Consider the following 21,015-nt stretch of genomic DNA (forward strand, 5'->3'; position numbering starts at 1 on the left):
ATGGCGCCGCCCGGTTTTCGCACGATGGACCAAGGCCCACCCTACAATGCCTTTACCTTCCAACGTTGGCACGCCCGACATGACCGACTGGTCGCCCGACCTCGCCCGCAAGACCTATTCGATCCCGCATTGGGCGGACGGGTATTTCGATGCCGATGCGGGTGGGCGAATCCTCGTCCGGCCGCGGGGCGCACAGGGGACGGAACTGTCCCTGCCCGGGATCGTCGATGCCGCATTGGCACAGGGCGCGAAGCTGCCGATGCTGGTGCGCTTCCCAGAGATTCTTGGCAGCCGTCTCGGCAAGCTCCAGGCGGCGTTTGCGCAGGCGCAGAAGGACTGGGATTACGGCGGCGGCTACACCGCGATCTACCCGATCAAGGTCAACCAGCACGCCGGCGTGGCCGGTACCCTGGCCAGCCATCACGGTGAAGGCTTCGGGTTGGAAGCCGGCAGCAAGCCGGAGCTGATGGCGGTGCTGGCGCTGTCGCGCCCCGGCGGCACCATCGTCTGCAACGGCTACAAGGACCGTGAATACATCCGGTTGGCGCTGATCGGGCGCAAGCTGGGCCTGCAGACCTTCATCGTCATCGAAAAGCCTTCCGAGCTGAAAATCGCGCTGGAGGAAGCCGCCGCGCTGGGCGTGAAGCCGGGCCTCGGCGTGCGCATGCGACTGGCCTCGCTGGGTGCCGGCAAGTGGCAGAACAGCGGTGGCGACAAGGCCAAGTTCGGCCTCGACCCGCGCCAGCTGCTGACCTTGTGGAAGGAGCTGCGCGACGTCGGCATGGGCGATTGCCTGCAACTGCTGCATTTCCACATGGGCAGCCAGATTTCCAACGTGCGCGACATTGCCGCCGGCATGCGCGAAGCTACCCGCTATTTCGTGGAACTGTCGCGGCTGGGCGCGCGTATCACCCACGTCGACGTCGGTGGCGGGCTGGGCATCGACTACGAGGGCACCCGCTCGCGCAGCTACAACTCGGTCAACTACGGCATCCACCACTACGCCTCCAGCATCGTGCAGCCGCTGGCCGAGGCCTGCCGCGAGGAGGGCCTGTCGCCGCCGCGCATCCTCACCGAAAGCGGGCGCGCGTTGACCGCCCACCACGCCGTGTTGGTGAGCAACGTCAGCGAGGTCGAGCAGGCGCCCGAAGGCCGCGTGCCGGAGCCGCACGACGACGAATCCACGCCGGTTCGGCAGCTGCGCGAGCTGCATGCGGAGCTGCCTGGGCGGCCGGCGGTGGAGGTGTTCCACGAGGCCACGCAGGCACACGCCGAGGGGCTTGCGTTGTATTCGCTGGGCCAGCTGGATCTGGTACAGCGCGCGCGCATCGACGACCTGTTCTACGCGATTGCCCACGCGGTGAAAGCGCGCCTGACCTACGATGAAAAAAGCCATCGTGACTTGCTGGATGAATTGAACGAGCGGCTGGTGGACAAGTACTTCGTCAATTTCAGCGTGTTCGAATCCATGCCCGACGTGTGGGCGATCGACCAGGTATTTCCGATCGTGCCGATCGAGCGCCTGGACGAGGCACCCACCCGACGCGGCATCATCGCCGATTTGACCTGCGACTCCGACGGCAAGATCGACACCTACGTCGAAACCGAGGACCTGGACAGCTCCTTGCCACTGCACGAACCGCGCCCCGGCGAGCGCTACCGGATCGGTTTCTTCCTCGTCGGTGCCTATCAGGAAATCCTCGGCGACATCCACAACCTGTTCGGCGATACCGACGCGATCGAAGTGCGCTGCACCGACGACGGTTTTTCCATCAGCCAGCAGCGTCGCGGCGACACCACCGACGTGATGCTCGATTACGTCGGCTACAAGCTCGACGACCTGCGTCGCCGCTACCGCGCGCTGGTCGCTTCGGCCGACCTGGGGACCGCGGAAAGCGAACGCCTCAACGAGGCGCTGGAGCGCGGGCTGACGGCGTACACGTATTTGAGCGATGCGCCGCTGGAGTGAAGTGATTGCCGAAGCGATCGCTTTGATGGATGCGGGCGTGATCGGGGGGATGTGTTCGAACTTGCCGAACTCGGTATGTTCGTATAACATTAGTTATAACATTCGCCCGCTCCGCCGACGAGGCCCCCATGAAGCTCAAGATCACCAGCATCGGCAATTCCGCCGGCGTCATCCTGCCCAAGGAACTGCTGGCCCGCCTGCGCGTGGAAAAAGGCGACGAGATTCATGCGCTGGAAACCCCGGATGGCATCCGCTTGACCGTCTATGACCCGGTGTTTGCGGCGCAGATGGATGTGGCAGAGAACATCATGCGCAAGCGCCGCGACCTGCTGCGGAAGCTGGCTGAGTAGGTGGCGAGCCATGATTGTCTGGATCGACCGTGTGCTGGCGCTTGCCATCCACGAGCGGCAATTGTCCGAGCATGGCGGCGGCGATGGCGTGCGCGACGAAGCCCTGCTGGAATCCGCCCTCGCCCGCCCGCAGCAGTTGCATGCCTATGGCGACCCGCCCCCGGATCTGGCCGCGCTGGCCGCCAGTCTGGCGTTCGGCATTGCCCGCAACCACCCCTTCGTCGATGGCAACAAGCGCACCGCCGCTGTGGCCTGCGAATTGTTCGTGGAACTCAACGATGCTGAACTGCAAGCCAGCAACATCGAGCTGTACCCGATGTTCCTGTCGCTGGCCGAAGGCTCACTCTCCGAAACCGACTTCGCCGACTGGCTGCGCCCGCGCTTGCAGTTGGCTGGCGTGAACCGGGTGAACGAGCCTTGCGCGCAGGGCAGGCGTTAGCCTAGCTGCAGCGTTTCCTTGAAAGCTCTTGTACAGCAGAAATCTGGGCTCGTTGGCAGTACGGCGCGTCGGTTCTGTTTTCTCAGTGGGGATGGAATGGCGGACGCCCGGGCGTGTTTGCCGAGGTGTCCGGACTCTCTCCGATCTACTGGCCTGTGCAGTCCGGTGATTGTCGAGATGCGGGCGCGGGATGAAGTGGCCTCAAGACATCAGCTACGATTGCAAATAATACAAAGGCGATGCCGAACACTACGCCCAAAACGGGCAAGCACCCGGGTTCGCTGTCGGATTTGGTCGGTGGAGGCGTTGCTGCTGCGGGTGCCGCTGTCTGTGGCGTTGGCTGCTCTTGCTGCGCTTCATCGGTGCTTGTTGCCTCGACTTGCTGAAGCTGCACGCCCAGCTCAGCGGCCACGTCGGCGAGAGGTTTCCATTCCGCACTTCCCGACATCTGGATCGAATCGGTCGGCAACACCTCCCCGCGGGTCACTGCCGCTTGCAGGCCGAGTTGCGTCCATTCGCCAGTTTCCTGGCCATCTCTTGCGGTCTTGATGCCCACGGTTCCCCCTGCGCCTTTTAACCGGATCACCCGGCTCCTTTTGCCGGAATGCAGCAAGTACGCCTCGTTTGTAGCAAGTACGCCGTGGTCAAGTATGCCCAGCTTCACCAAGCTGGCCGCGTGCGTGCAGACCGTGAAATCGTGGCCAGGGCATTCGGCAAGGCGTTGCGCCAAAGCCGTGAGCAGGCGGGCGTGTCGCAGGAGGAACTGGCGCACCTGGCGCACGTGGACCGCACGTTCGTTTCCCGCGCGGAACGTGGTGTGTGCCAGCCGGCGCTGGCGACTGTGCTGTTGCTGGCGCAGGCGTTGAATGTTTCCGCCGCGTCGCTGGTGGCGACGACGGAACGGGTGCTGCAACCGGCGGAATGATGCCGCGTGTCTGGCCCGGCTCCGTCAATGCGCTGCAAACACACTGCCTGACGGGCGTGGAGGTGGTGTTGCCTCAGCCGTGCGCGGTCTGCAATTGCAAAGCGGCTTCGAGGATTGGTTTGGCCCAGTCGGGAGTTTGCCGGAGGGTGTCGGCATCCATCGGCCAGGTGATCTGTCCGCTTTTCATTTGTAGCAGAAGGCAGGGGTCGGGCGTTGGCGCGCCGGCGATGGCGTCGATGCTGTTGTCGTAAACATGCAGCTGCGTGATGTGTGGAAGCAGTGCGGCCAGATGCTTGATGGAGGCGACGCAGCGCTCCCGGATCTTCGCTTCAGGAATGTCGTGGCCACCGCGGCTGACGCGGTAGCGCACGCGGGCGATGTGGTGCTCCGGTGAATCGAGTCCGCAGAACCACATGACGACATCGTGCGTGCGTGCGGCTTCCCGCAGTTTTCCGGCGATGGTGTTGCCGCCCAGCGTGGTCTCGAAGGCGTAGTTCGTGCCGTTGGCGATGGCGGCCTCCAGCCTGCGCAGGCCTTCCTGCCATGCGGCAGCGTTGGTGTCGGCCAATGGGCTGCCGGTGGCTTCGATCAATTGCCGGGTGAAGGTGTCCGGATTGAACCAGTCCATTCCGACGCGCCGCAGCGCCGTGCCGCCGATGGAACTCTTGCCGGCACCGTTGACGCCGGCAAGCACGAAGATGCGCGGGCGCGGCATGGGATCAGAACTCGTCGCCGTTGAAAATCTTTCCCTCGTAGCGGAAGGGCTTGTCGAAAATCGATATCAGCTTGTCGCCCGTCCCCGGCTCATTGAGGCAGGCCAGGCGCTCGTCGAATTTCCTGCGCAGCGCGTCCAGTGCTGCCTCGTCGCGGGCAGCGGCGTCGCGCAGCAGATTCAGCAGGCGGGTGTATTCCTCGACCGGCAGGATCACCGCCTCGGGCTGGTTGTGGTTGGTGACGACGACCTTGCCGCTGCGGGCAACGACCTTCATCACCCCGCGCCAGCCCAGCTTCTTCACGTCCGAAGCGGGGGTTTGCGGCAGGGTGTCCAGCGGCTTGAGGGCGGGAAGGGCGGACATGGCAGGATTCCAGACAGGACAAACAAGGCCAATATACCCTTTTTGGCCTTTTTATCCTGAATGGGGAAAATCAGCCGCCGCGGTGCACCTGAAAGCCGGCGAACGACTGCGAGGTGGGCATCAGTTCCAGCCGGTTGACGTTGAGGTGCGGCGGCAGCGTCGCCACCCAGAAGATCGCCTCGGCGATGTCCTCGGCGGTCATTGGGTTGGCCCCGGCGTAGAGCCGGTCCGATGCCGCCTGGTCGCCGTGGGTGCGCACCACGGTGAATTCGGTTTCGGCCATGCCCGGCTCGATGGCGGTCACGCGCACGCCGGTGCCGTGCAGGTCGGCGCGCAAGTTCAGCGAGAACTGGCTGAGGAAGGCCTTGGTGCCGCCGTAGGCATTGCCGCCGGTGTAGGGATAGGTGGCGGCGGTGGAGCTGATGTTGATGAGCGCGCCCTTGCGCGCGATGAGCGTCGGCAGCACGGCGTGGGTGAGCGTGACCAGGCCGGTGATGTTGGTGTCGATCATGGTCTTCCAGTCCGACAGCAGTGCGTCCTGTGCCGGCTGCGTGCCCTGCGCCAGGCCGGCGTTGTTGACCAGCAGGTCGATGCCGCGGAAGCGTTCCGGCAGCGCGTCCAGCGCGGCGCGCATCGCCGCTTCGTCGCGGATGTCGAAGCGGGCGGGGTGCAGCGCGTCGCCGAGTTCGGCGCGCAGCGCGTCAAGGCGCTCGGCGCGGCGTCCGGTGGCGATGACCTGCCAGCCGGCGGCGATGAAACGGCGCGCGGCGGCGCGGCCGAAACCGGCGGTGGCGCCGGTGATGAGGGCGGTGCGGGGGGATGTGTTCATCCTCGTATTTTACGGCGCAGGGCTGCCGGCAGCGGGCGTCAGGGAGCGCCGCGTCGTTCCGAGGGTGTGGCAGGTGGCGTGCGCTATTGGGCCTTGATCGCCATTGCCGGAAGTCCGCCGCCAGCCAGCTTGGCCTTGGCGTCGGCCAGTTCGGAGGCGGTGCCGTAAGGCCCCATGCGCACGCGGTAGACCGTCTTGCCGTTGATCTGCGCCGATTCCACTCGCGCGGACAATCCCAGCATGGCGATTTTGGCCTTGACCGATTCGGCGTCACCGGAGGCGCCGAATGCACCGGCCTGCAGGATGTAGCGGGCGGCTCCGGGGTTGTCGGCGTTGTTGGCCGTGGCGGCGGCGACCGGCGGCGGTGCGGAGGCGGTTGCCGGTTCGTTGATCGGCGCGGGCAGGGCATTGTCGGGTTCGGCCGCGGACGCCGTGGCGTCGCGCTGCGCCTGCCGTGCCCGCGCATCGGCCTCGGCCTTGGCGCTGGCGGCCAGTTCGGCGTCGGTCATCTGCACGCCTTCGCCTGGAAGCAGGGTATAGAAGTCGTAGCGCGGCTTGGGGGGTTCCGGATTGGCTGGCTTGGGCGCGTCGGTGGCGATGTCTGGCGCAATGGCGTCGCCCTGCGCGGCAGCGGGCTGGGCGTCCGGATTGGGCGTCGGACCGACGCGCAGGAAGCCGTCGCTTGACGAGGACTGCATCAGCCGCGGGACGAGCAGGACGGCTGCGAGCGTGAGCGCTACGCCGATCGCCAGCCAGGCCCAGCCGGGCAGGCCGCCCGAAGAATTGCGTCGGGCCTGGGATTTTCCGCGTCGTGCTGCCATTACATGCTCTCCGGTGCGCCAACGCCCAGCAGATCCAGTCCGTTGGCCAGCGTCTGGCGGACGGCCAGCGCCAGGGTCAGGCGCGCGTCGCGCAGCGCAGCCTCCTCCACCAGCACCGGCGAGGCGTGGTACCAGGTGTGGAGGGCGTTGGCGAGCTCGCGCAGGTATTGGGCGACCAGATGCGGCTCCAGGGTCGCACCGGCGGCTTCCACCACTTCCGGATAGCGCGACAGTTCGCGCATCAATTCCTGTGCGGGCGCATCGTCCAGCAGGTGCAGTTGCGCCGATCCGTTTTCCGCATCGTAGGCAAACCCCTTTTCGCCGCACTGTCGCAGCAGGCTGCACACGCGGGCGTGGGCGTACTGCACGTAGAACACCGGGTTGTCGTTGTTCTGCGAGCGCGCCAGGTCGATGTCGAAGGTCAGCTGCGAGTCGGGCTTGCGTGCGATCAGAAACCAGCGGGTGGCGTCGCGCCCGGCTTCGTCGATCAAATCGCGCAGGGTGAAGTAGCTGCCGGCGCGCTTGGAGAGCTTGACCTCTTCGCCGCCGCGCATCACCGTCACCATCTGGTGCAGCACGTAGTCCGGATAGCCGTCCGGGATGCCGCAGTCCAGCGCCTGCAGGCCAGCCTTCACGCGGGCCAGCGAGCCGTGGTGGTCGGCGCCCAGCTCGGTGACCGCGCGCTGGTAGCCGCGCTGCCACTTGCTCAGGTGGTAGGCGACATCCGGCACGAAGTAGGTGTAGGTGCCGTCGGATTTGCGCATCACCCGATCCTTGTCGTCGCCGAAGGAGGTCGAGCGCAGCCACAGCGCGCCGCCCTCCTCGTAGGTATGACCCTTGGCGACGAGTTCGCGCACGGTTTCCTCGACCTTGCCGTCGGTGTACAGCGAAGATTCGAGGAAATAGCGGTCGAAGCTGACGCCGAACGCGGCCAGATCCGCGTTCTGCTCGCGGCGCAGGTAGGCCACCGCGAAGGCGCGGATGGCGTCGAGGTCGTCGGCGTCGGGCTTGCCGGTGACGATATGGCCGTCCACTTCCACGCTGTCGCCGCGCAGGTACGACTGGGCAACGTCGGCGATGTAGTCGCCGTTGTAGGCGTCGGCCGGCCACTGCGCGTCGCCCGGCTTGAAGCCCTTGGCGCGCGCCTGGGTGGAGATGGCGAGATTGTTGATCTGCACGCCGGCGTCGTTGTAGTAGAACTCGCGCTTCACGTCCCAGCCGTTGGCGGCCATCACGCGGGCGATGCAGTCGCCGATCACGCCGGCGCGACCGTGGCCGACGTGCAGCGGGCCGGTGGGGTTGGCGGAGACGTATTCCACGCCCACCGTCTTGCCGCCGCCGCTGGTGTTGCGGCCGAACGCGCTGCCGGCGGCGTGGATGTCGCGCACCTGCTGCTGCCACGCGGCCGGAGTCAGGTGGACATTGATGAAGCCGGGGCCGGCGATTTCGACCTTGGCGATGGCGTCGGAGGCCGGCAGTGCATCGACCAGCTGCTGCGCCAGCGCACGCGGATTGCTGCGCGCGGCCTTGGCCAGCAGCATCGCCACGTTGCTGGAAAAGTCGCCGTGCGCGCGCTCTTTCGGGCGTTCGATCACGAAGTCCGGGAGAGGCGCATCGGCGGGCAGGGTTCCGCCTTCGCGCAGGGCGGCAAGGCCCTGCAGGATCAGGGCGTGGATCTGGGCTTTCACGTGGGACGACGGCGGCTGTTCGATGGCCGGACATTGTACGCGAGCCCGCATCCAACCTCGCGATGGCCGGGATGGGTGCAACTCGGGGCGACTGCGGCCGGATGGAGGGCGTGCCCCGGTGCCTAGACCATGCCGCGTTGCGCCATCGAGGTGGGCGGCCCATCGCCGATCACGAAGTGGTCGAGCAGGCGCACGTCGACCAATGCCAGCGCCTGCTTGATCCGCGTCGTGACGGCGCGATCGGCGGCGCTGGGGTCGGGATTCCCGCTGGGGTGGTTGTGGCCGATGATCGCTGCCGCGGCGCCGTGGACCAAGGCGCGCTGGACGATGATGCGCGGGTGGACTTCGGCGCCGTCGATGCCGCCGCGGAACAGTTCTTCGAAGCCCAGCGCGCGGTGGCGGGTGTCCAGATACAGCACCGCGAACACCTCGTGGCCCAGCCCGCGCAGGCGCTGGGCAAAATAGCGTCCGGCCGCGCCGGGGTCGCTCAGGGCCTCGCCGCGTTCAAGCTGGGCGGCCAGGTGGCGTTGGCCCAGTTCCAGCGCGGCGGCCAGCAGGCAGGCGCGGGCCGGGCCGATCCCGCGCCGTCGGGTCAGTGCCGTGGCGTCCAGATCGAGCAGCCGCCGCAGCCCGCCGGCGCCGGACACCAGGGCGCGGGCGGAGGCCACGGCGTCCTGTCCGCGAATGCCGGAGCCGAGGAACAGCGCCAGCAGCTCGGCGTCGGACAGGCTGCCAGGGCCGCGGGCCAGCAGCTTTTCCCGGGGACGTTCGGATTCGGGCCAGTCGCGGATGTGCATGCGTCCATCGTGAACAGGAGCCTGCGGGAAAGACAGCGGGGTTTGCCCCGGCTTCGGGTAAGCTCACGGGTTGGAAAGAGGTCAGGGAATGGCCCGATGCAGGCTCCGCGTTTTCCGAACGAGGCTTACCGCGTGCTGCTGTGCGTGTGCGGCGGAATCGCTGCGTACAAGGCGGCCGAGCTGGTGCGCCGGCTGCGTGACGCCGGTGCGGACGTGCAGGTGGCGATGACCGAGAACGCGCAGCGTTTCGTCGGCGCGCCGACCTTCCAGGCGCTGTCGCACCGCGCGGTGCGCACCAGCCTGTGGGATGCGCAGGCCGAGGCCGGCATGGGCCATCTGGAGCTGGCGGCGTGGGCACAGCAGGTGGTGGTGGCGCCGGCGACGGCCAACACGCTGGCGAAGCTGGCGCACGGGCTGGCCGACGATCTGGTTTCCACCCTGTGCCTGGCCACCACGGCGCCGATGATCTTGGCACCGGCGATGAACCACCGGATGTGGCGGCATCCGGCCACCCAGGCCAACGTTGTTCTGCTGCTGTCGCGCGGCGCGCGCCTGGTCGGGCCGGACGACGGCCCGCTGGCCGAAGGAGAGTCCGGGCCGGGTCGGATGGCCGCGCCTGAGCGCATCGTGGCAGCGATGGGGGCTTGCGCATGAGCGGGCCTTTGATCGGCATGAAGGTCGTGGTCAGCGCGGGGCCGACCTTCGAGGACATTGACCCGGCGCGTTTCCTCGGCAACCGCAGCAGCGGCAAGATGGGCTTTGCCATCGCCGCCGTCGCCGCGCAGCGTGGGGCCGAGGTGGTGCTGGTGGCCGGCCCCGTGCATCTTCCGACGCCGGAGGGCGTGCGTCGGGTGGATGTGCGCAGCGCGGCGCAAATGCATCGGGCGGTGATGGATGCCCTGCCCTGCGATCTCTACATCGGCGCGGCGGCGGTTGCGGATTTCACTCCGCGTGCGCCGCTGGAACGCAAGCTCAAGAAACAGCCCGGGCAGGACGTGCTTGTGCTGGAACTGGTCCGGACCCGCGACATCCTGGCCGACGTCGCCGCGCACCCGCAGCGGCCGGCGCAAGTGGTCGGCTTTGCGGCGGAGACGAACGATGTCGCCGCCTATGCGCGCAGCAAGCTCGAGCGCAAGGGCCTCGACCTGATCTGCGCCAATCAGGTCGGCCTGCCGGGCTGCGGCTTCGAAAGCGACGACAACGCGCTGCTGGTGATCGACGCGCACGGCGATCGTCCGCTGGGACCGGCGCCCAAGCATGTGCTGGCGGCCCAGCTGCTGGATCTGATCGGCCAGCGCATCCGCGGGGGCCGGACATGACCAGGCATGTGCTGCAGGTGAAGGTGCTCGATCCGCGCATCGGCGGCGAATGGCCGCTGCCCGCGCATGCGACCGAACACAGCGCCGGAATGGATTTGCGTGCGGCGCTGGACGCGCCGCTGGAACTGGCGCCGGGGGCGACCGCGCTGGTGCCTTCCGGATTGGCCATCCATATCGGCGATCCCGGCCTGTGCGCGATTCTGCTGCCGCGATCGGGGCTGGGCCACAGACACGGCATCGTGCTGGGCAATGGCACTGGGCTGATCGACGCCGACTACCAAGGCCCGCTGATGGTCAGCCTCTGGAATCGCGGGACGGAGGCGTTCACCATTCAGCCCGGGGATCGAATTGCGCAGCTGGTGCTGCTGCCGGTAGTGCAGGCTGACCTCCAGGTGGTCGAGGCCTTCGAGGAATCCGCGCGCGGACAGGGCGGCTTCGGCCATACTGGGGTGCGCTGACAAGGGGGTGTCCATGGCGGTGTTCGGTTTGGGTGGAAAGGGCGGCAAGGACGGTAAGGGCGAACATGCGGAGCACGAGTCGCCCAAGCTGGCGTTCGACCCGCTGCAGGCCGCGCGCACCCTGCCGTGGCTGGTGCTGCTGCTGGGCGTGCTTGCCCTGTGGTGCCTGGCTGCGGGCGGACTTCGTCTGCGCGACGACAGTCGCCTGCATTCCCTCCAGACCGCTCGCGACGACGCGGCGCTGGCGATTCGCCGCAAGCTCGACGAACAGCGCCGCACGATGGATACGCGGTTGGCGTCGTCGGGATTCAAGGCGGCCCTGACCGAAGGCGGGCCCCAGGCGGCTGCAGCATTGCGCAAGGGTTGGACCGGGCTGATGCGCGCCGAAGTCTGGCCGGCGGATCTCGATGCGCTGTACGAAGGACTGCCGCGCAGCGGGTACGGCACATTGGCGGCCGCCGAAGCGGCGCTGTCCAGCGGCAAGACCAGCGTGCGGGTGGTGCAGGCGGGTGCGGCAAGGCGGCTGGCGCTGGCCGCGCCGGTGCGGTCAACGACCTTGATGGTGGCCTATGTCGAGATGCCGCTCGATGCCCTGAGCAATATCGTGGAAACCACGAAACTGCCTGGCGGGGTCTATGTCGCGCTGCGACAGGGCGGGCAGAGCGTGGTCGAGAGCGGAGATACGTCGCTGAGCAATTCAGCGGAAGCGTTGTCGGTCAGGATTCCCGACAGCGAACTGCGGCTGGTGGCCGCAGCGCCGGATGAAACCGGAGTGCCGTTTGGCCTCGGCGGCCTGGCCGGGGTCATCCTCGGGCTGGTGCTTGCCGGCATTGCCGCGGCGCTTTGGCTGGTTCTGCGCCCGCGCCTGCTGGCGATGGGCGGGCAGGTCGAGTTCGAAGCCGGACCGACCCTGGCCGAGCTGGAACCGGCAAAACCGGTCGAAGAACGCACGCTGCACGAACGCGTCAAGGAAGAACCCAAGCCGGCCAAGGAAAAGGTGCCGGTGGTCATCGACCACCGCATCTTCCGCGCCTACGACATCCGCGGCGTCATCGGCCATTCGCTGGATGCGGGCGTCGCCGAACTGATCGGCCAGGCGATCGGCTCGAGCATGGCCGAGCAGGGGCTGGATTCGATCGTGGTCGGCCGCGACGGCCGGCTGTCCGGGCCGGATCTGGTGCAGGGCCTGATCGCCGGCTTGCGCAAGGCCGGGCGCAACGTCATCGACATCGGCATGGTGCCGACCCCGGTCGTGTATTTCGGCTGCTTCCATCTTCGCACCGGCTGCGGTGTCGCGGTCACCGGCAGCCACAATCCGCCGGACTACAACGGCTTCAAGATCGTCGTCGGTGGCGAGACGCTCTCCGGCCCTGCAATCAAGGATCTGCATGCGCGCATCGCCGAGGACCGGTTGCTGGAAGCGGAGGCGCAGGGCACGCTCGACGAGCGCGACATCAGCCAAGATTACCTGCAGCGCATCTCCGGCGACATCCAGATCGGCGAGCGGCTGAAGGTGGTGGTCGACGCCGGCAATGGCGTGGCCGGCGACATCGGCCCGCAGGTGCTGGCCGCGATCGGGGCCGACGTCACGCCGCTGTTCTGCGATATCGACGGCGAATTCCCGAACCACCACCCGGATCCCAGCGAACCGCGCAACCTCGACGCGCTGATCCAGATGGTGCAGCGGCTCGACGCCGACCTCGGCATCGCCTTCGACGGCGACGGAGATCGGCTGGGCGTGGTCACCAAGTCGGGCACGATCATCTATCCGGATCGCCTGCTGATGCTGTTCGCGGCCGACGTGTTGGAGCGCAATCCGGGTGCCGTGATCGTCTATGACGTCAAGTGCACGGCGCGCCTGTCCACGCAGATTCTGCGCCACGGCGGCAGCCCGATGATGTGGAAGACCGGGCATTCGCTGATCAAAGCCAAGATGCGCGAGGCCGACGCCGCGCTGGCCGGCGAGATGAGCGGGCATTTCTTCTTCGCCGAGCGCTGGTACGGGTTCGACGACGGCATCTATGCCGCGGCGCGGCTGCTGGAAATCCTGGACGGGCAGGGCCAGCCTCCGGAGGACGTGTTCGCGGCATTGCCGGACGGCGTATCCACGCCGGAGATCAAGGTCGAACTGCCGGGCGAGACCGACCCGCACGAGTTCGTCGATCGGCTGCGGCTGTCGGCCACCTTCGAGGGCGGCCGTCTGACCTCCCTGGACGGGGTCCGGGTGGATTGGCCGGACGGCTGGGGGCTGGTGCGCGCTTCCAACACCACGCCGGTGCTGGTCATGCGCTTCGATGCCGACAGCAACGACGCGCTGGCGCGCATCCAGCGCTTGTTCTCGACCAACATGCTGGCGCTGGAACCGGAATTGCAGCTGCCGTTCTGATCCGGCGCATCCAGCGCCAGGCCGAGACACTGGGGTGGGCGCAGCCGTTGCTTCCGCCGGCGATCGGCGTCAGTGCGCTGCGGGCGTCGCAGGTGGCTCCGCGGCGGCGGGCTCGGCCGGTGCCGCTTCCGTACCGGCCGCGTTTCCCTGGCGGGTTTCGCGATACCGGCGGAGGGTGTCCTGCATTTCGGTTTCCAGCGCCGCGCGGTCGGCGCGCTGGGAAAGCAGGATCTGCTGCTGGCGCTGCAATTCGGCGTGCTGATCGCGGATCGAGTTGGTCAGCGATGCGGGAACGGGCGTGCTGGCAAGTTCCTTGTCGCTGGCCTGGTTGAGCAGCGAGATCAGGCTCAGGCGCAGGTTGGACAAACCGAGCACGCTGGATTTGATCGATTCGTCCAGCAGGCTGGTGCGCTCGCCGTAGGCCTTGCGCAGGTCGTCTTCGGTCCGGTAGGACTCGACCATCGCCAGATCGCGTCGATGCTGGGCGGCTTCCGCGTCGGCCTGAATCCGCGCGTTGCGCGCGGCGACCGCGGCGGCGGCGCGCTCGTCGTCGGTCAAGGCGCGTCCGACCGATCCGGTCTCCAAGCCGGTCCGCGCGCTGAATTCGGTGCGGGCGCTGTCGGCGGCCGATGCCGGCAAGGCGTCGCCGCAGACCCGGCGGCCGCCTTCGTCCCAGCAGTAGATCTTCTTCGGTGGGGGCGTGCTCGACTGGGCGATGGCCGCGCCGATTCCGGCCAAGCCAAGGACAAGGGCAAGTGCGGTTGTGCTGGCGGCGTTCGGCATGGGTGGAATCCTTATCACCGGCAAGCGTATCAGGCAATACCGTAGCGCGTGCGGTAGGCGAGAAGGGTGTCGCGATGGGCCTCAAGTTCGCTGCTTTTGCCTGCGAAAGCAAGCAGATCGGAAAGTCCGGCCACGGCGACCACAGGGATGCCGTGCTCGCTGGCCACCGACTGCGCCGCCGACTCGTTGGCGTCCTCGCGCACGCGTTCCTGTCGATCCAGGGCAATGACGATCCCCGCGGGCGTGCCGCCGGCCTCGGCAATGATCGCCAGCGACTCGCGGATCGCGGTGCCGGCCGTGATCACGTCATCGACGATCAGCGCCCGCCTCCCTGCCAGCGCCGCGCCGATCAATCGCCCGCCTTCGCCATGTTCCTTGGCTTCCTTGCGGTTGAACGCCAGCGGCAGGTCGCGACCGCGCCGGGCGAATTCGCAGCCCAGCGCGGTCGCCAGCGGGATGCCCTTGTAGGCCGGCCCGAACAGCAGGTCGAAATCGAGCGCGGCCGCCTCCACGGCGTCGGCGTAGCACGCGGCCAGCTCCGCCAGCGCCGCGCCCGAATTGAACTGTCCGGCATTGAAGAAATACGGGCTGCGGCGGCCGGATTTCAAAGTGAACTCGCCGAAGCGCAGCGCGTCGACCTTGATTGCCAGCTGGAGGAAGCGGGAGTGGTGCGATGTCATGGGGCGCGGAAACCGGGAACCGGGAACCGGGAAAGGGTAGCGCATACTTGCGAAACCGCATGTGCCTTGCGGCTATGCTTGGTGCGCTGTGGCGGGTTCCGTGCAGCGCAGTTCCCTGACCCATCCCCGAGCCACTGTCCGCAAATCCGATGCGCATCCTCACCTTCAACGCCAACGGCCTGCGTTCGGCCGCCAGCAAGGGCTTCTTCGACTGGTTCGAACGTCAGGACGTGGACGTCCTGTGCGTGCAGGAAACCAAGGCGCAGGAACACCAGCTGACGGATGCCGCGTTCCGGCCGGAGGGCTACAGGGCCTGGTTCAAGGATGCGCAGAAGAAGGGCTACAGCGGCGTGGCGATCTACAGCCAGCGCGAGCCGGACGAAGTGCGCACCGCACTCGGCTGGGCGCCGTTCGACGACGAAGGCCGCTACCTCGAGGCGCGTTTCGGCAATGTGTCGGTGGTCAGCTTCTACATCCCGTCCGGCAGCTCCGGCGAGGAGCGTCAGGGATTCAAGGAGGACGTGATGACGTGGCTGAGGCCCATTCTCGACGGCTGGCTGGCCAGCGGGCGCGAGTACGTGCTGTGCGGCGACTGGAACATCGTCCGCGCGAAGAACGACATCAGGAACTGGACCGGCAACCAGAAGAATTCCGGCTGCCTGCCGCACGAACGCGCCTGGCTGTCCGGACTGATCGCCGACGGCTGCCACGACGGCTTGATCGTGCCGCCCGAGACCGGCTGGAAGGACGCCTTCCGCGTCGCCAAACCCGAGGCGGTGGAATACACGTGGTGGTCCCAGCGCGGCGCCGCGCGCGCCAACAACGTCGGCTGGCGCATCGACTATCAACTGTGCACGCCGGGCATCGCGTCAGGCATCCGCAGCGCCGAAATATTCCCGGAGCCGAAGTTTTCCGACCACGCGCCCATGCTGGTGGAGTACGCCGTTTGAATACCGCCGCCAAGCCGAAAAAGCCTTCCGTCTGGCAATCCTTCCGCCAGCCTGCCGCTGGCACGATGTTCTTCTTCGGGTTCTCTTCGGGCCTGCCGTTCCTGCTGGTGGCCGGAACCCTGGCGTTCTGGCTGAAGGACCACGGCATCGTCCTGAAGGACATCACGATGATCGCCAGCGCCGGCATGCTCTATGCCTTCAAGTTCCTCTGGGCGCCGCTGCTCGACCATTGGCGGCTGCCGGGATTCGCGCGCATGGGACGTCGCCGCGGCTGGCTGCTGGCGGCGCAACTGGGCGTGATCGCCAGCCTGCTGCTGATGGCCGCAGTGACGCCGGCGCAACTCGGCCCGTTCATCGTCGCAACCCTGGGCGTGGCGTTTTTCGGCGCCACCCAGGACATCGCGGTGGACGCCTACCGCATTGAGATCGCGCCGGTGGACGCGCAGGGTGCGCTGGTGGCGACCTATTCGCTGGGCTACCGGATCGGCCTGATCGTGGCCGGCGCGTTCGCCGCGATCATGGCGGACCACATTTCCTGGAGCCTCGTTTATCTGATCATGGCGGCAGCGATGGCGATTCCGCTGATCGCCAACCTGATCGCACGCGAACCGGAGGTGACGATCGCATCGCGGCACCTGCGCTGGCGCGATGCGATGACGAATGCCGTGGTCGATCCGTTCGCCGATTTCTTCCGCCGCTTCGGATGGGCGCTGGCGCTGACCGTGCTGGCCTACATCCTGCTGTTCAAGGTGCCCGAACAAGCGACGATCGGCGGCATCATGAGCCCGTTCTACATCGACCAGGGCTTCACCAAGACCCAGATCGGCACCATCACCAAGCTGTGGGGCGTGTGGGTCGGGATCGTGGGCGTGTTCTGCGGCGGCGCGATGGTGACCCGGCTTGGCGCGTGGAAATCGCTCGGGATCATGATGCTGGTGTGCGGCAGCTGCAATCTGCTCTACCTGCTGCTCATGGTGCACAAGGGCGACCTGTGGGTGCTCGCCGCCGTGATTTCGGCCGAGAACTTCACCCTGGGCATGCTCGGCCCGCCGACCGTGGCTTTCCTGTCGGCGCTGGTCAATCCCAGGCACACAGCCACCCAGTACGCGCTGCTCAGCTCGCTGGTGAACCTGCCCGGCAAGGTTCTCGGCTTCTTCGCTGGTGGCATCGTGATGGCGACCGGCTACGGCATGTATTTCGTCATCACCGTGCTGGCGCTGATTCCGGCGGCGCTGCTGTACGTCTGGCTGACGCCGCCGCTGCGCAGGCGGGTGTTCGACGCGGCGCCGGCTCAGGCCGGGTAGAGCGCGCCCAGCACCCGCGGCCCGCGCGCGCCGGTGACGGCGGGCAGGTTTCCGGGGCGACCGGCCAGGTGCTCGCGCGCCAGCCAGGCGAAGGCCATCGCCTCGACGAAATCCGGATCCAGCCCATGCACGCGGCTGGATTCGACGCAGGCAGTGGGCAGCGCGTCGGCCAAGGCCGCCATCAGCACCGGATTGTGCACGCCGCCGCCGCAGACGACGACTCGCCGTGTGCCGGGCTGGGTGGCGTCCAGCGCATTGCGCACGCTGTGGACGGTCAGCGCCAGCAGGGTGGCCTGCACGTCGGCGGGGGCCTCATCGCCGGCGAGTGCGGCCTCCACCCAGTCCAGATGGAATTGGTCGCGCCCGGTCGATTTCGGCGGCGGCAGGGCGAACCACGGCTCGTCCAGCAGCCGTTCCAGCAGGGCCGTATCGATGCGGCCCTGCGCCGCGAATGCGCCGTCTTCGTCATAGGGCTTCCCGGCGTAGCGCAGGCACCACGCATCCATCAGCCCGTTCGCAGGGCCGGTGTCGAAGCCGCGCACCTCGCCGCGTGCGGGCAGCAGCGTGAGGTTGGCGATGCCGCCGAGATTCAGCACCGCGCGATCTTCTCCGGCAGCGTGCAGCACTGCCGCGTGGAAGGCTGGCACCAGCGGTGCGCCCTGACCGCCGGCGGCGACGTCGCGGCGGCGAAAATCGGCGACGACGGCAATTCCGGTGCGCTCCGCGACCACGCTGGCATCGCCGAGCTGCAGCGTGAACGGCAGGGCGCCATCGGGGCGGTGCGCCAGCGTCTGCCCGTGGGCGCCGATCGCCGCCACGGCTGCGGGCGCGATGCCGCTCTCGTCCAGCGCCCTGCGCGCCGCCTCCGCGAACGCCAGACCAATCGCGGTTTCCAGCGCACCGACCTCGTCCAGCGTCACCGGCGAGGCGCACTGGCCCAATGCGACCAGGCGCGGTCGCATCGCCTCCTGCCAAGGGTAGGTGCGCCCGAACACCAGTTCCGGATGCGCTTGCGCGCCATCGCCGTGGAACCGCACCAGCGCCGCGTCGATGCCATCGGCGCTGGTGCCGGACATCAGGCCAAGGAACAGGGGATCGTCGGCGGCAGCGGTCATGCGCCGCAGTATCGCATTGCCCGCTGCGGATTCCGGGCCGGGGGACTTTTCAGCCGCGACGGCGCGCAGGCTTGCGGGCGGGCGCCTGCGCCGAAGCGACGGCGACACCCGGCTGCGCGGTGGGCGCGGCGTCGGCGATGCGGCTGCCGTCGTCGAGCTGGAACACCACGTCCTCCATCTCGCGGATCTTGTCGAGCGCGTGGCGAGTATCCGCGTGGAAGGCCACCAGCGCGGCGCCGCTGAGCGGTGCGGGCGGCGGCAAGGTCATCTTGCGCGGATCCATGTGCACGCCGTTGATGCGGAATTCGTAGTGCAGGTGCGGGCCGGTGGCAAGGCCGGTGCTGCCGACGTAGCCGATCACCGCGCCCTGGGCGACGTGCTGGCCGACATGGATATTGGCGAAGCGCGACATGTGGCCGTACAGCGTGGTCTTGCCGCCGCCGTGGTCGAGGATGACGGCGTTGCCGTAGCCGCCCTTGTGACCGACGAAGGCGACCCGCGCGTTGCCGGCGGCCATGATCGGCGTGCCCGATGCCGCGGCGTAATCGATGCCCATGTGGCCACGCATCTGGCCGAGGATCGGGTGCCGACGCATCCCGAACCCGGAACTGATCCGGGCATAGGGGATCGGCATGCGGATGAACGGACGCTTGAGTGAGCGGCCATCCGGCGTGAAGTATTCGGGCTTGCCGTCGCGCATGAAACGGAACGCGCTCTTGATCTTGCCATCGACGGTGAAGGCCGCGGCCAGGACCGGACCGGTGCTGACCAACTGGCCGTTCTTCCAGGTCTGGTCGACGACGACGCTGAAGCGGTCGTGTTCGTCCAGGTCGGAATCGAAGTCGATGTCGTACTTGAACATCTCGTCGGTGAGCTGGTTGAGCTGGGAGCTTCCCAGACCCAGCGCTCGGGCGGAGGCAAACAGCGAATCGCCGACCTCACCGGTCAACACCACGGTGCGCGTGGTCACTTCCACCGGCACCGCACGCTCGCGCACCGCGTCCGCGCTGAATTCGAGTTCGATCGGCGTGTCGCCGACGCCGGGGCCGGCTTCCAGCCGCATCGCCCGCACGCTGCCGTCCTCGGGGAGGTTGAAGCTCAGCTGGGTGCCGGGACGCAGCCGGCGCAGGGTCGGCTTGATGCGCGGATGCTGCATCACGCGGTCGAGCTGGCTGTAGGGAATGCCGAGTTCCTCGAACACGCCGCTCAGGGTCTGGCCGGGCTTGAGCGTCACCGATTGCCAGCGATCCTGATTGGCGGGGGTCTTGCCGGGCTTGGGCATGGTCAGCGCCATCGTCATGCGCTGCGCCGCCGCGTTGCCGGGCGTGCCGAGCAGTTGGGAGAACCCCGGCACGATGGCGACCAGCAGGGCGCACATGGTGGTCAGCACGCTGGCCTGGGCCCAATGGCGGCGCGTCCAGCGGCCGCGGAAATCCGGGGGGATCAGGGACGAAACCGAGCGGTCGGCATTGACGCGGGCGCGTTCCAGATTCTTGCGACGCACCGCGACTTGGCTCGAATCCGCTGTGTGATCCGTCATATGATCGTCCCCGGCGCAGCGGGATTGCGCCACAGCGGGTTAACATAGACGCCGCATAAACATGCGTCAACCCTTTGAATCGGCGGATGTTTTTTCGATGTTCGCTTTAACGTGATATTAACGTTGTCCTCCGAAAACTGAATGCGGCCAGCCGCCGCGGGAGAGAGGCGTCCGTGGTGGATCTGCAGCAGTCGTTGGAACTGATCGCGCGCGGCAGCGACGAAATCCTCAAGCGCGAGGAACTCGAGGCGCGCCTCGCCGCGTCGATGAAAAACGGGGGGCGCCCGCTGCGGGTCAAGGCCGGCTTCGATCCCACCGCACCCGACCTGCACCTGGGGCACACGGTGCTGCTCAACAAGATGCGCCAGTTCCAGGACCTCGGGCACCAGGTCATCTTCCTGATCGGCGATTTCACCGGAATGATCGGCGATCCCACCGGCAAGAACGTCACGCGCAAGCCGTTGACCCGCGAGGATGTGCAGGCCAACGCGAAGACCTACGCCGAGCAGGTGTTCAAGGTGCTGGATCGCGAGAAGACCGAGCTGCGCTTCAACAGCGAATGGTTCGGCAAGATGGATGCGGCCGACATGATCAAGCTGGCCGCGCAGCACACGGTGGCGCGCATGCTCGAACGCGACGATTTCGCCAAGCGCTATGCCGCCCAGCAGTCGATCGCGATCCACGAATTCCTCTATCCGCTGGTGCAAGGCTACGACTCGGTGGCTCTGAAGGCCGACGTCGAGTTGGGCGGCACCGACCAGAAGTTCAACCTGCTGATGGGCCGCGGCCTGCAGGAGCACTTTGGCCAGCCTCCGCAGATCGTGCTGACGATGCCGCTGCTGGAGGGGCTCGACGGCGTCAACAAGATGAGCAAGTCGCTCGGCAATTACATCGGCATCAACGAGCCGGCGATCGACATCGTCACCAAGACCATGAAGATCGGCGACGAATTGATGTGGCGCTGGATCGATCTGCTCAGCTTCGAGATCGGCATCGACGAGGCCAGGCGCTTGCGCGCCGACGTGGACTCTGGCCTGAATCCGCGCGACATCAAGCTGCGGCTTGCGCGTGAATTGGCCGCGCGATTCCACGATGCCGCGGCGGCGGAGCAGGCCATTGCCGGCTGGCATGCGGCGGTGCGCGGCGAAGGCGATCTGTCGCAACTCCCGCTGCACGACGTGGTGGTGCCGGCGGAAGGCTTGCGAATCGCAGCGCTGCTGACGGCGGCGGGCATCACGCCGTCCAATGGCGAAGCCAACCGCAAGCTGAAAGAGCGCGCTGTGCGTATCGACGGGCAGGTCTTCGAGGACGCGCAGCGCCTGTTCACGCCGGGCTTTGAGGGCGTGCTGGCGGTGGGCAAGCGCAACTTCGCGCGGGTACGCCTGGTCGCAGGGACTTGATCGACGGGAGCCGTGCTTCGGCCGAAGTGTCGCGGCGCGGCATGGCTGGCGTGCGTCGCGCTTTCCTGCACGAAACACGGATGCTGCGTTGCGTCAAGACTGGTCAAGTCGAGCCGGCCGCCACACAATGCGCGTCCCTCTCCGCTGCGGCCCGTTCCGGCATGCGGCGAAGGTGAAAAACCGCTC

20 protein-coding genes and 1 pseudogene are annotated in these 21,015 nt (G+C 67.3%); 10 read left to right on the top strand and 11 right to left on the bottom strand.

Annotation, left to right across the window (positions count from 1 at the left end; translation table 11 throughout):
• Window positions 1–79 precede the first annotated feature (79 nt).
• The 3 genes from speA (at window position 80) to Q0X16_RS09470 (ending at window position 2,758) form a co-directional block, all read left to right on the top strand.
• A complete protein-coding gene (gene speA / locus Q0X16_RS09460) occupies window positions 80–1,969 on the top strand; it encodes an arginine decarboxylase (protein ID WP_297833450.1) in 1,890 nt (629 codons plus the stop codon).
• 128 nt (window positions 1,970–2,097) lie between these two features.
• Window positions 2,098–2,319 (top strand): AbrB/MazE/SpoVT family DNA-binding domain-containing protein, encoded by a 222-nt coding sequence (locus Q0X16_RS09465; protein WP_297833452.1) that lies wholly within the window; start codon window positions 2,098–2,100, stop codon window positions 2,317–2,319.
• Between the two features lie 10 nt (window positions 2,320–2,329).
• Window positions 2,330–2,758, top strand: a complete 429-nt coding sequence (locus tag Q0X16_RS09470) for a type II toxin-antitoxin system death-on-curing family toxin (RefSeq protein ID WP_297833454.1) — start codon at window positions 2,330–2,332, stop codon at window positions 2,756–2,758.
• 145 nt (window positions 2,759–2,903) lie between these two features.
• Here Q0X16_RS09470 and Q0X16_RS09475 read toward each other — a convergent pair whose 3' ends face one another.
• Window positions 2,904–3,314 carry a hypothetical protein gene (locus Q0X16_RS09475; protein WP_297833456.1) on the bottom strand — a complete coding sequence of 137 codons (411 nt, stop codon included), beginning with the start codon at window positions 3,312–3,314 and terminating at the stop codon, window positions 2,904–2,906.
• Between the two features lie 48 nt (window positions 3,315–3,362).
• Between Q0X16_RS09475 and Q0X16_RS09480 the strand changes: the two genes are divergently transcribed.
• Entirely contained in the window at window positions 3,363–3,683 is a 321-nt protein-coding gene (locus Q0X16_RS09480) for a helix-turn-helix transcriptional regulator (protein ID WP_297833458.1), read from the top strand.
• A 73-nt stretch (window positions 3,684–3,756) separates the two neighbouring features.
• On the opposite strand, the gene Q0X16_RS09485 is transcribed toward Q0X16_RS09480, so the two are convergent.
• The 6 genes from Q0X16_RS09485 to radC form a co-directional block, all read right to left on the bottom strand.
• Complete coding sequence (locus Q0X16_RS09485; protein WP_297833460.1) at window positions 3,757–4,398, bottom strand: hypothetical protein; 642 nt, start codon at window positions 4,396–4,398, stop codon at window positions 3,757–3,759.
• Window positions 4,399–4,402: 4 nt separating this feature from the next.
• Window positions 4,403–4,759, bottom strand: coding sequence for a type II toxin-antitoxin system prevent-host-death family antitoxin (locus Q0X16_RS09490; RefSeq protein WP_297833462.1), 357 nt, complete (start codon window positions 4,757–4,759; stop codon window positions 4,403–4,405).
• Window positions 4,760–4,829: 70 nt separating this feature from the next.
• On the bottom strand, window positions 4,830–5,588 hold the full coding sequence (locus Q0X16_RS09495) for an SDR family NAD(P)-dependent oxidoreductase (protein WP_297833464.1): 759 nt from the start codon (window positions 5,586–5,588) through the stop codon (window positions 4,830–4,832).
• A gap of 83 nt (window positions 5,589–5,671) precedes the next feature.
• Window positions 5,672–6,409: an SPOR domain-containing protein gene (locus tag Q0X16_RS09500; protein ID WP_297833467.1), complete on the bottom strand. Its 738-nt coding sequence runs from the start codon at window positions 6,407–6,409 to the stop codon at window positions 5,672–5,674.
• Window positions 6,409–8,097, bottom strand: coding sequence for an arginine--tRNA ligase (gene argS / locus Q0X16_RS09505; protein ID WP_297833469.1), 1,689 nt, complete (start codon window positions 8,095–8,097; stop codon window positions 6,409–6,411). Before argS ends, Q0X16_RS09500 begins: the two co-directional genes overlap by 1 nt.
• A 122-nt stretch (window positions 8,098–8,219) precedes the next feature.
• Complete coding sequence (gene radC, locus Q0X16_RS09510) at window positions 8,220–8,894, bottom strand: DNA repair protein RadC (protein ID WP_297833471.1); 675 nt, start codon at window positions 8,892–8,894, stop codon at window positions 8,220–8,222.
• Window positions 8,895–8,990: 96 nt separating this feature from the next.
• On the opposite strand from radC, the pseudogene coaBC reads away from it, so the two are divergent.
• The 3 genes and pseudogenes from coaBC (at window position 8,991) to Q0X16_RS09525 (ending at window position 13,057) form a co-directional block, all read left to right on the top strand.
• A pseudogene (gene coaBC / locus Q0X16_RS09515) lies at window positions 8,991–10,213 on the top strand (bifunctional phosphopantothenoylcysteine decarboxylase/phosphopantothenate--cysteine ligase CoaBC).
• Entirely contained in the window at window positions 10,210–10,671 is a 462-nt protein-coding gene (dut, locus tag Q0X16_RS09520; RefSeq protein ID WP_297833473.1) for a dUTP diphosphatase, read from the top strand. The pseudogene coaBC and the gene dut overlap by 4 nt, the downstream one beginning before the upstream one ends.
• 13 nt (window positions 10,672–10,684) lie before the next feature.
• Window positions 10,685–13,057, top strand: a complete 2,373-nt coding sequence (locus Q0X16_RS09525) for a phosphomannomutase/phosphoglucomutase (protein WP_297833475.1) — start codon at window positions 10,685–10,687, stop codon at window positions 13,055–13,057.
• 69 nt (window positions 13,058–13,126) lie between these two features.
• On the opposite strand, the gene Q0X16_RS09530 is transcribed toward Q0X16_RS09525, so the two are convergent.
• Together Q0X16_RS09530 and pyrE are read right to left on the bottom strand one after the other, a co-directional pair.
• A complete protein-coding gene (locus tag Q0X16_RS09530; RefSeq protein ID WP_297833477.1) occupies window positions 13,127–13,840 on the bottom strand; it encodes a hypothetical protein in 714 nt (237 codons plus the stop codon).
• Between the two features lie 29 nt (window positions 13,841–13,869).
• Entirely contained in the window at window positions 13,870–14,520 is a 651-nt protein-coding gene (gene pyrE / locus Q0X16_RS09535) for an orotate phosphoribosyltransferase (protein WP_297833479.1), read from the bottom strand.
• Between the two features lie 149 nt (window positions 14,521–14,669).
• Between pyrE and Q0X16_RS09540 the strand changes: the two genes are divergently transcribed.
• Both Q0X16_RS09540 and Q0X16_RS09545 read left to right on the top strand, forming a co-directional pair.
• Window positions 14,670–15,470 carry an exodeoxyribonuclease III gene (locus tag Q0X16_RS09540; RefSeq protein WP_297833481.1) on the top strand — a complete coding sequence of 267 codons (801 nt, stop codon included), beginning with the start codon at window positions 14,670–14,672 and terminating at the stop codon, window positions 15,468–15,470.
• Window positions 15,467–16,774, top strand: a complete 1,308-nt coding sequence (locus Q0X16_RS09545) for an MFS transporter (RefSeq protein ID WP_297833483.1) — start codon at window positions 15,467–15,469, stop codon at window positions 16,772–16,774. The genes Q0X16_RS09540 and Q0X16_RS09545 overlap by 4 nt, the downstream gene beginning before the upstream one ends.
• On the opposite strand, the gene Q0X16_RS09550 is transcribed toward Q0X16_RS09545, so the two are convergent.
• Both Q0X16_RS09550 and Q0X16_RS09555 read right to left on the bottom strand, forming a co-directional pair.
• On the bottom strand, window positions 16,762–17,889 hold the full coding sequence (locus tag Q0X16_RS09550; protein ID WP_297833485.1) for an anhydro-N-acetylmuramic acid kinase: 1,128 nt from the start codon (window positions 17,887–17,889) through the stop codon (window positions 16,762–16,764). The genes Q0X16_RS09545 and Q0X16_RS09550 overlap by 13 nt on opposite strands.
• 49 nt (window positions 17,890–17,938) lie before the next feature.
• A complete protein-coding gene (locus tag Q0X16_RS09555) occupies window positions 17,939–19,393 on the bottom strand; it encodes a M23 family metallopeptidase (RefSeq protein ID WP_297833487.1) in 1,455 nt (484 codons plus the stop codon).
• A gap of 209 nt (window positions 19,394–19,602) precedes the next feature.
• On the opposite strand from Q0X16_RS09555, the gene tyrS reads away from it, so the two are divergent.
• A complete protein-coding gene (tyrS, locus tag Q0X16_RS09560) occupies window positions 19,603–20,829 on the top strand; it encodes a tyrosine--tRNA ligase (protein ID WP_297833489.1) in 1,227 nt (408 codons plus the stop codon).
• The last annotated feature ends 186 nt before the right edge of the window (window positions 20,830–21,015 follow it).

Source organism: Thermomonas sp. (genome assembly GCF_025993755.1).
Taxonomy (GTDB): domain Bacteria; phylum Pseudomonadota; class Gammaproteobacteria; order Xanthomonadales; family Xanthomonadaceae; genus Thermomonas.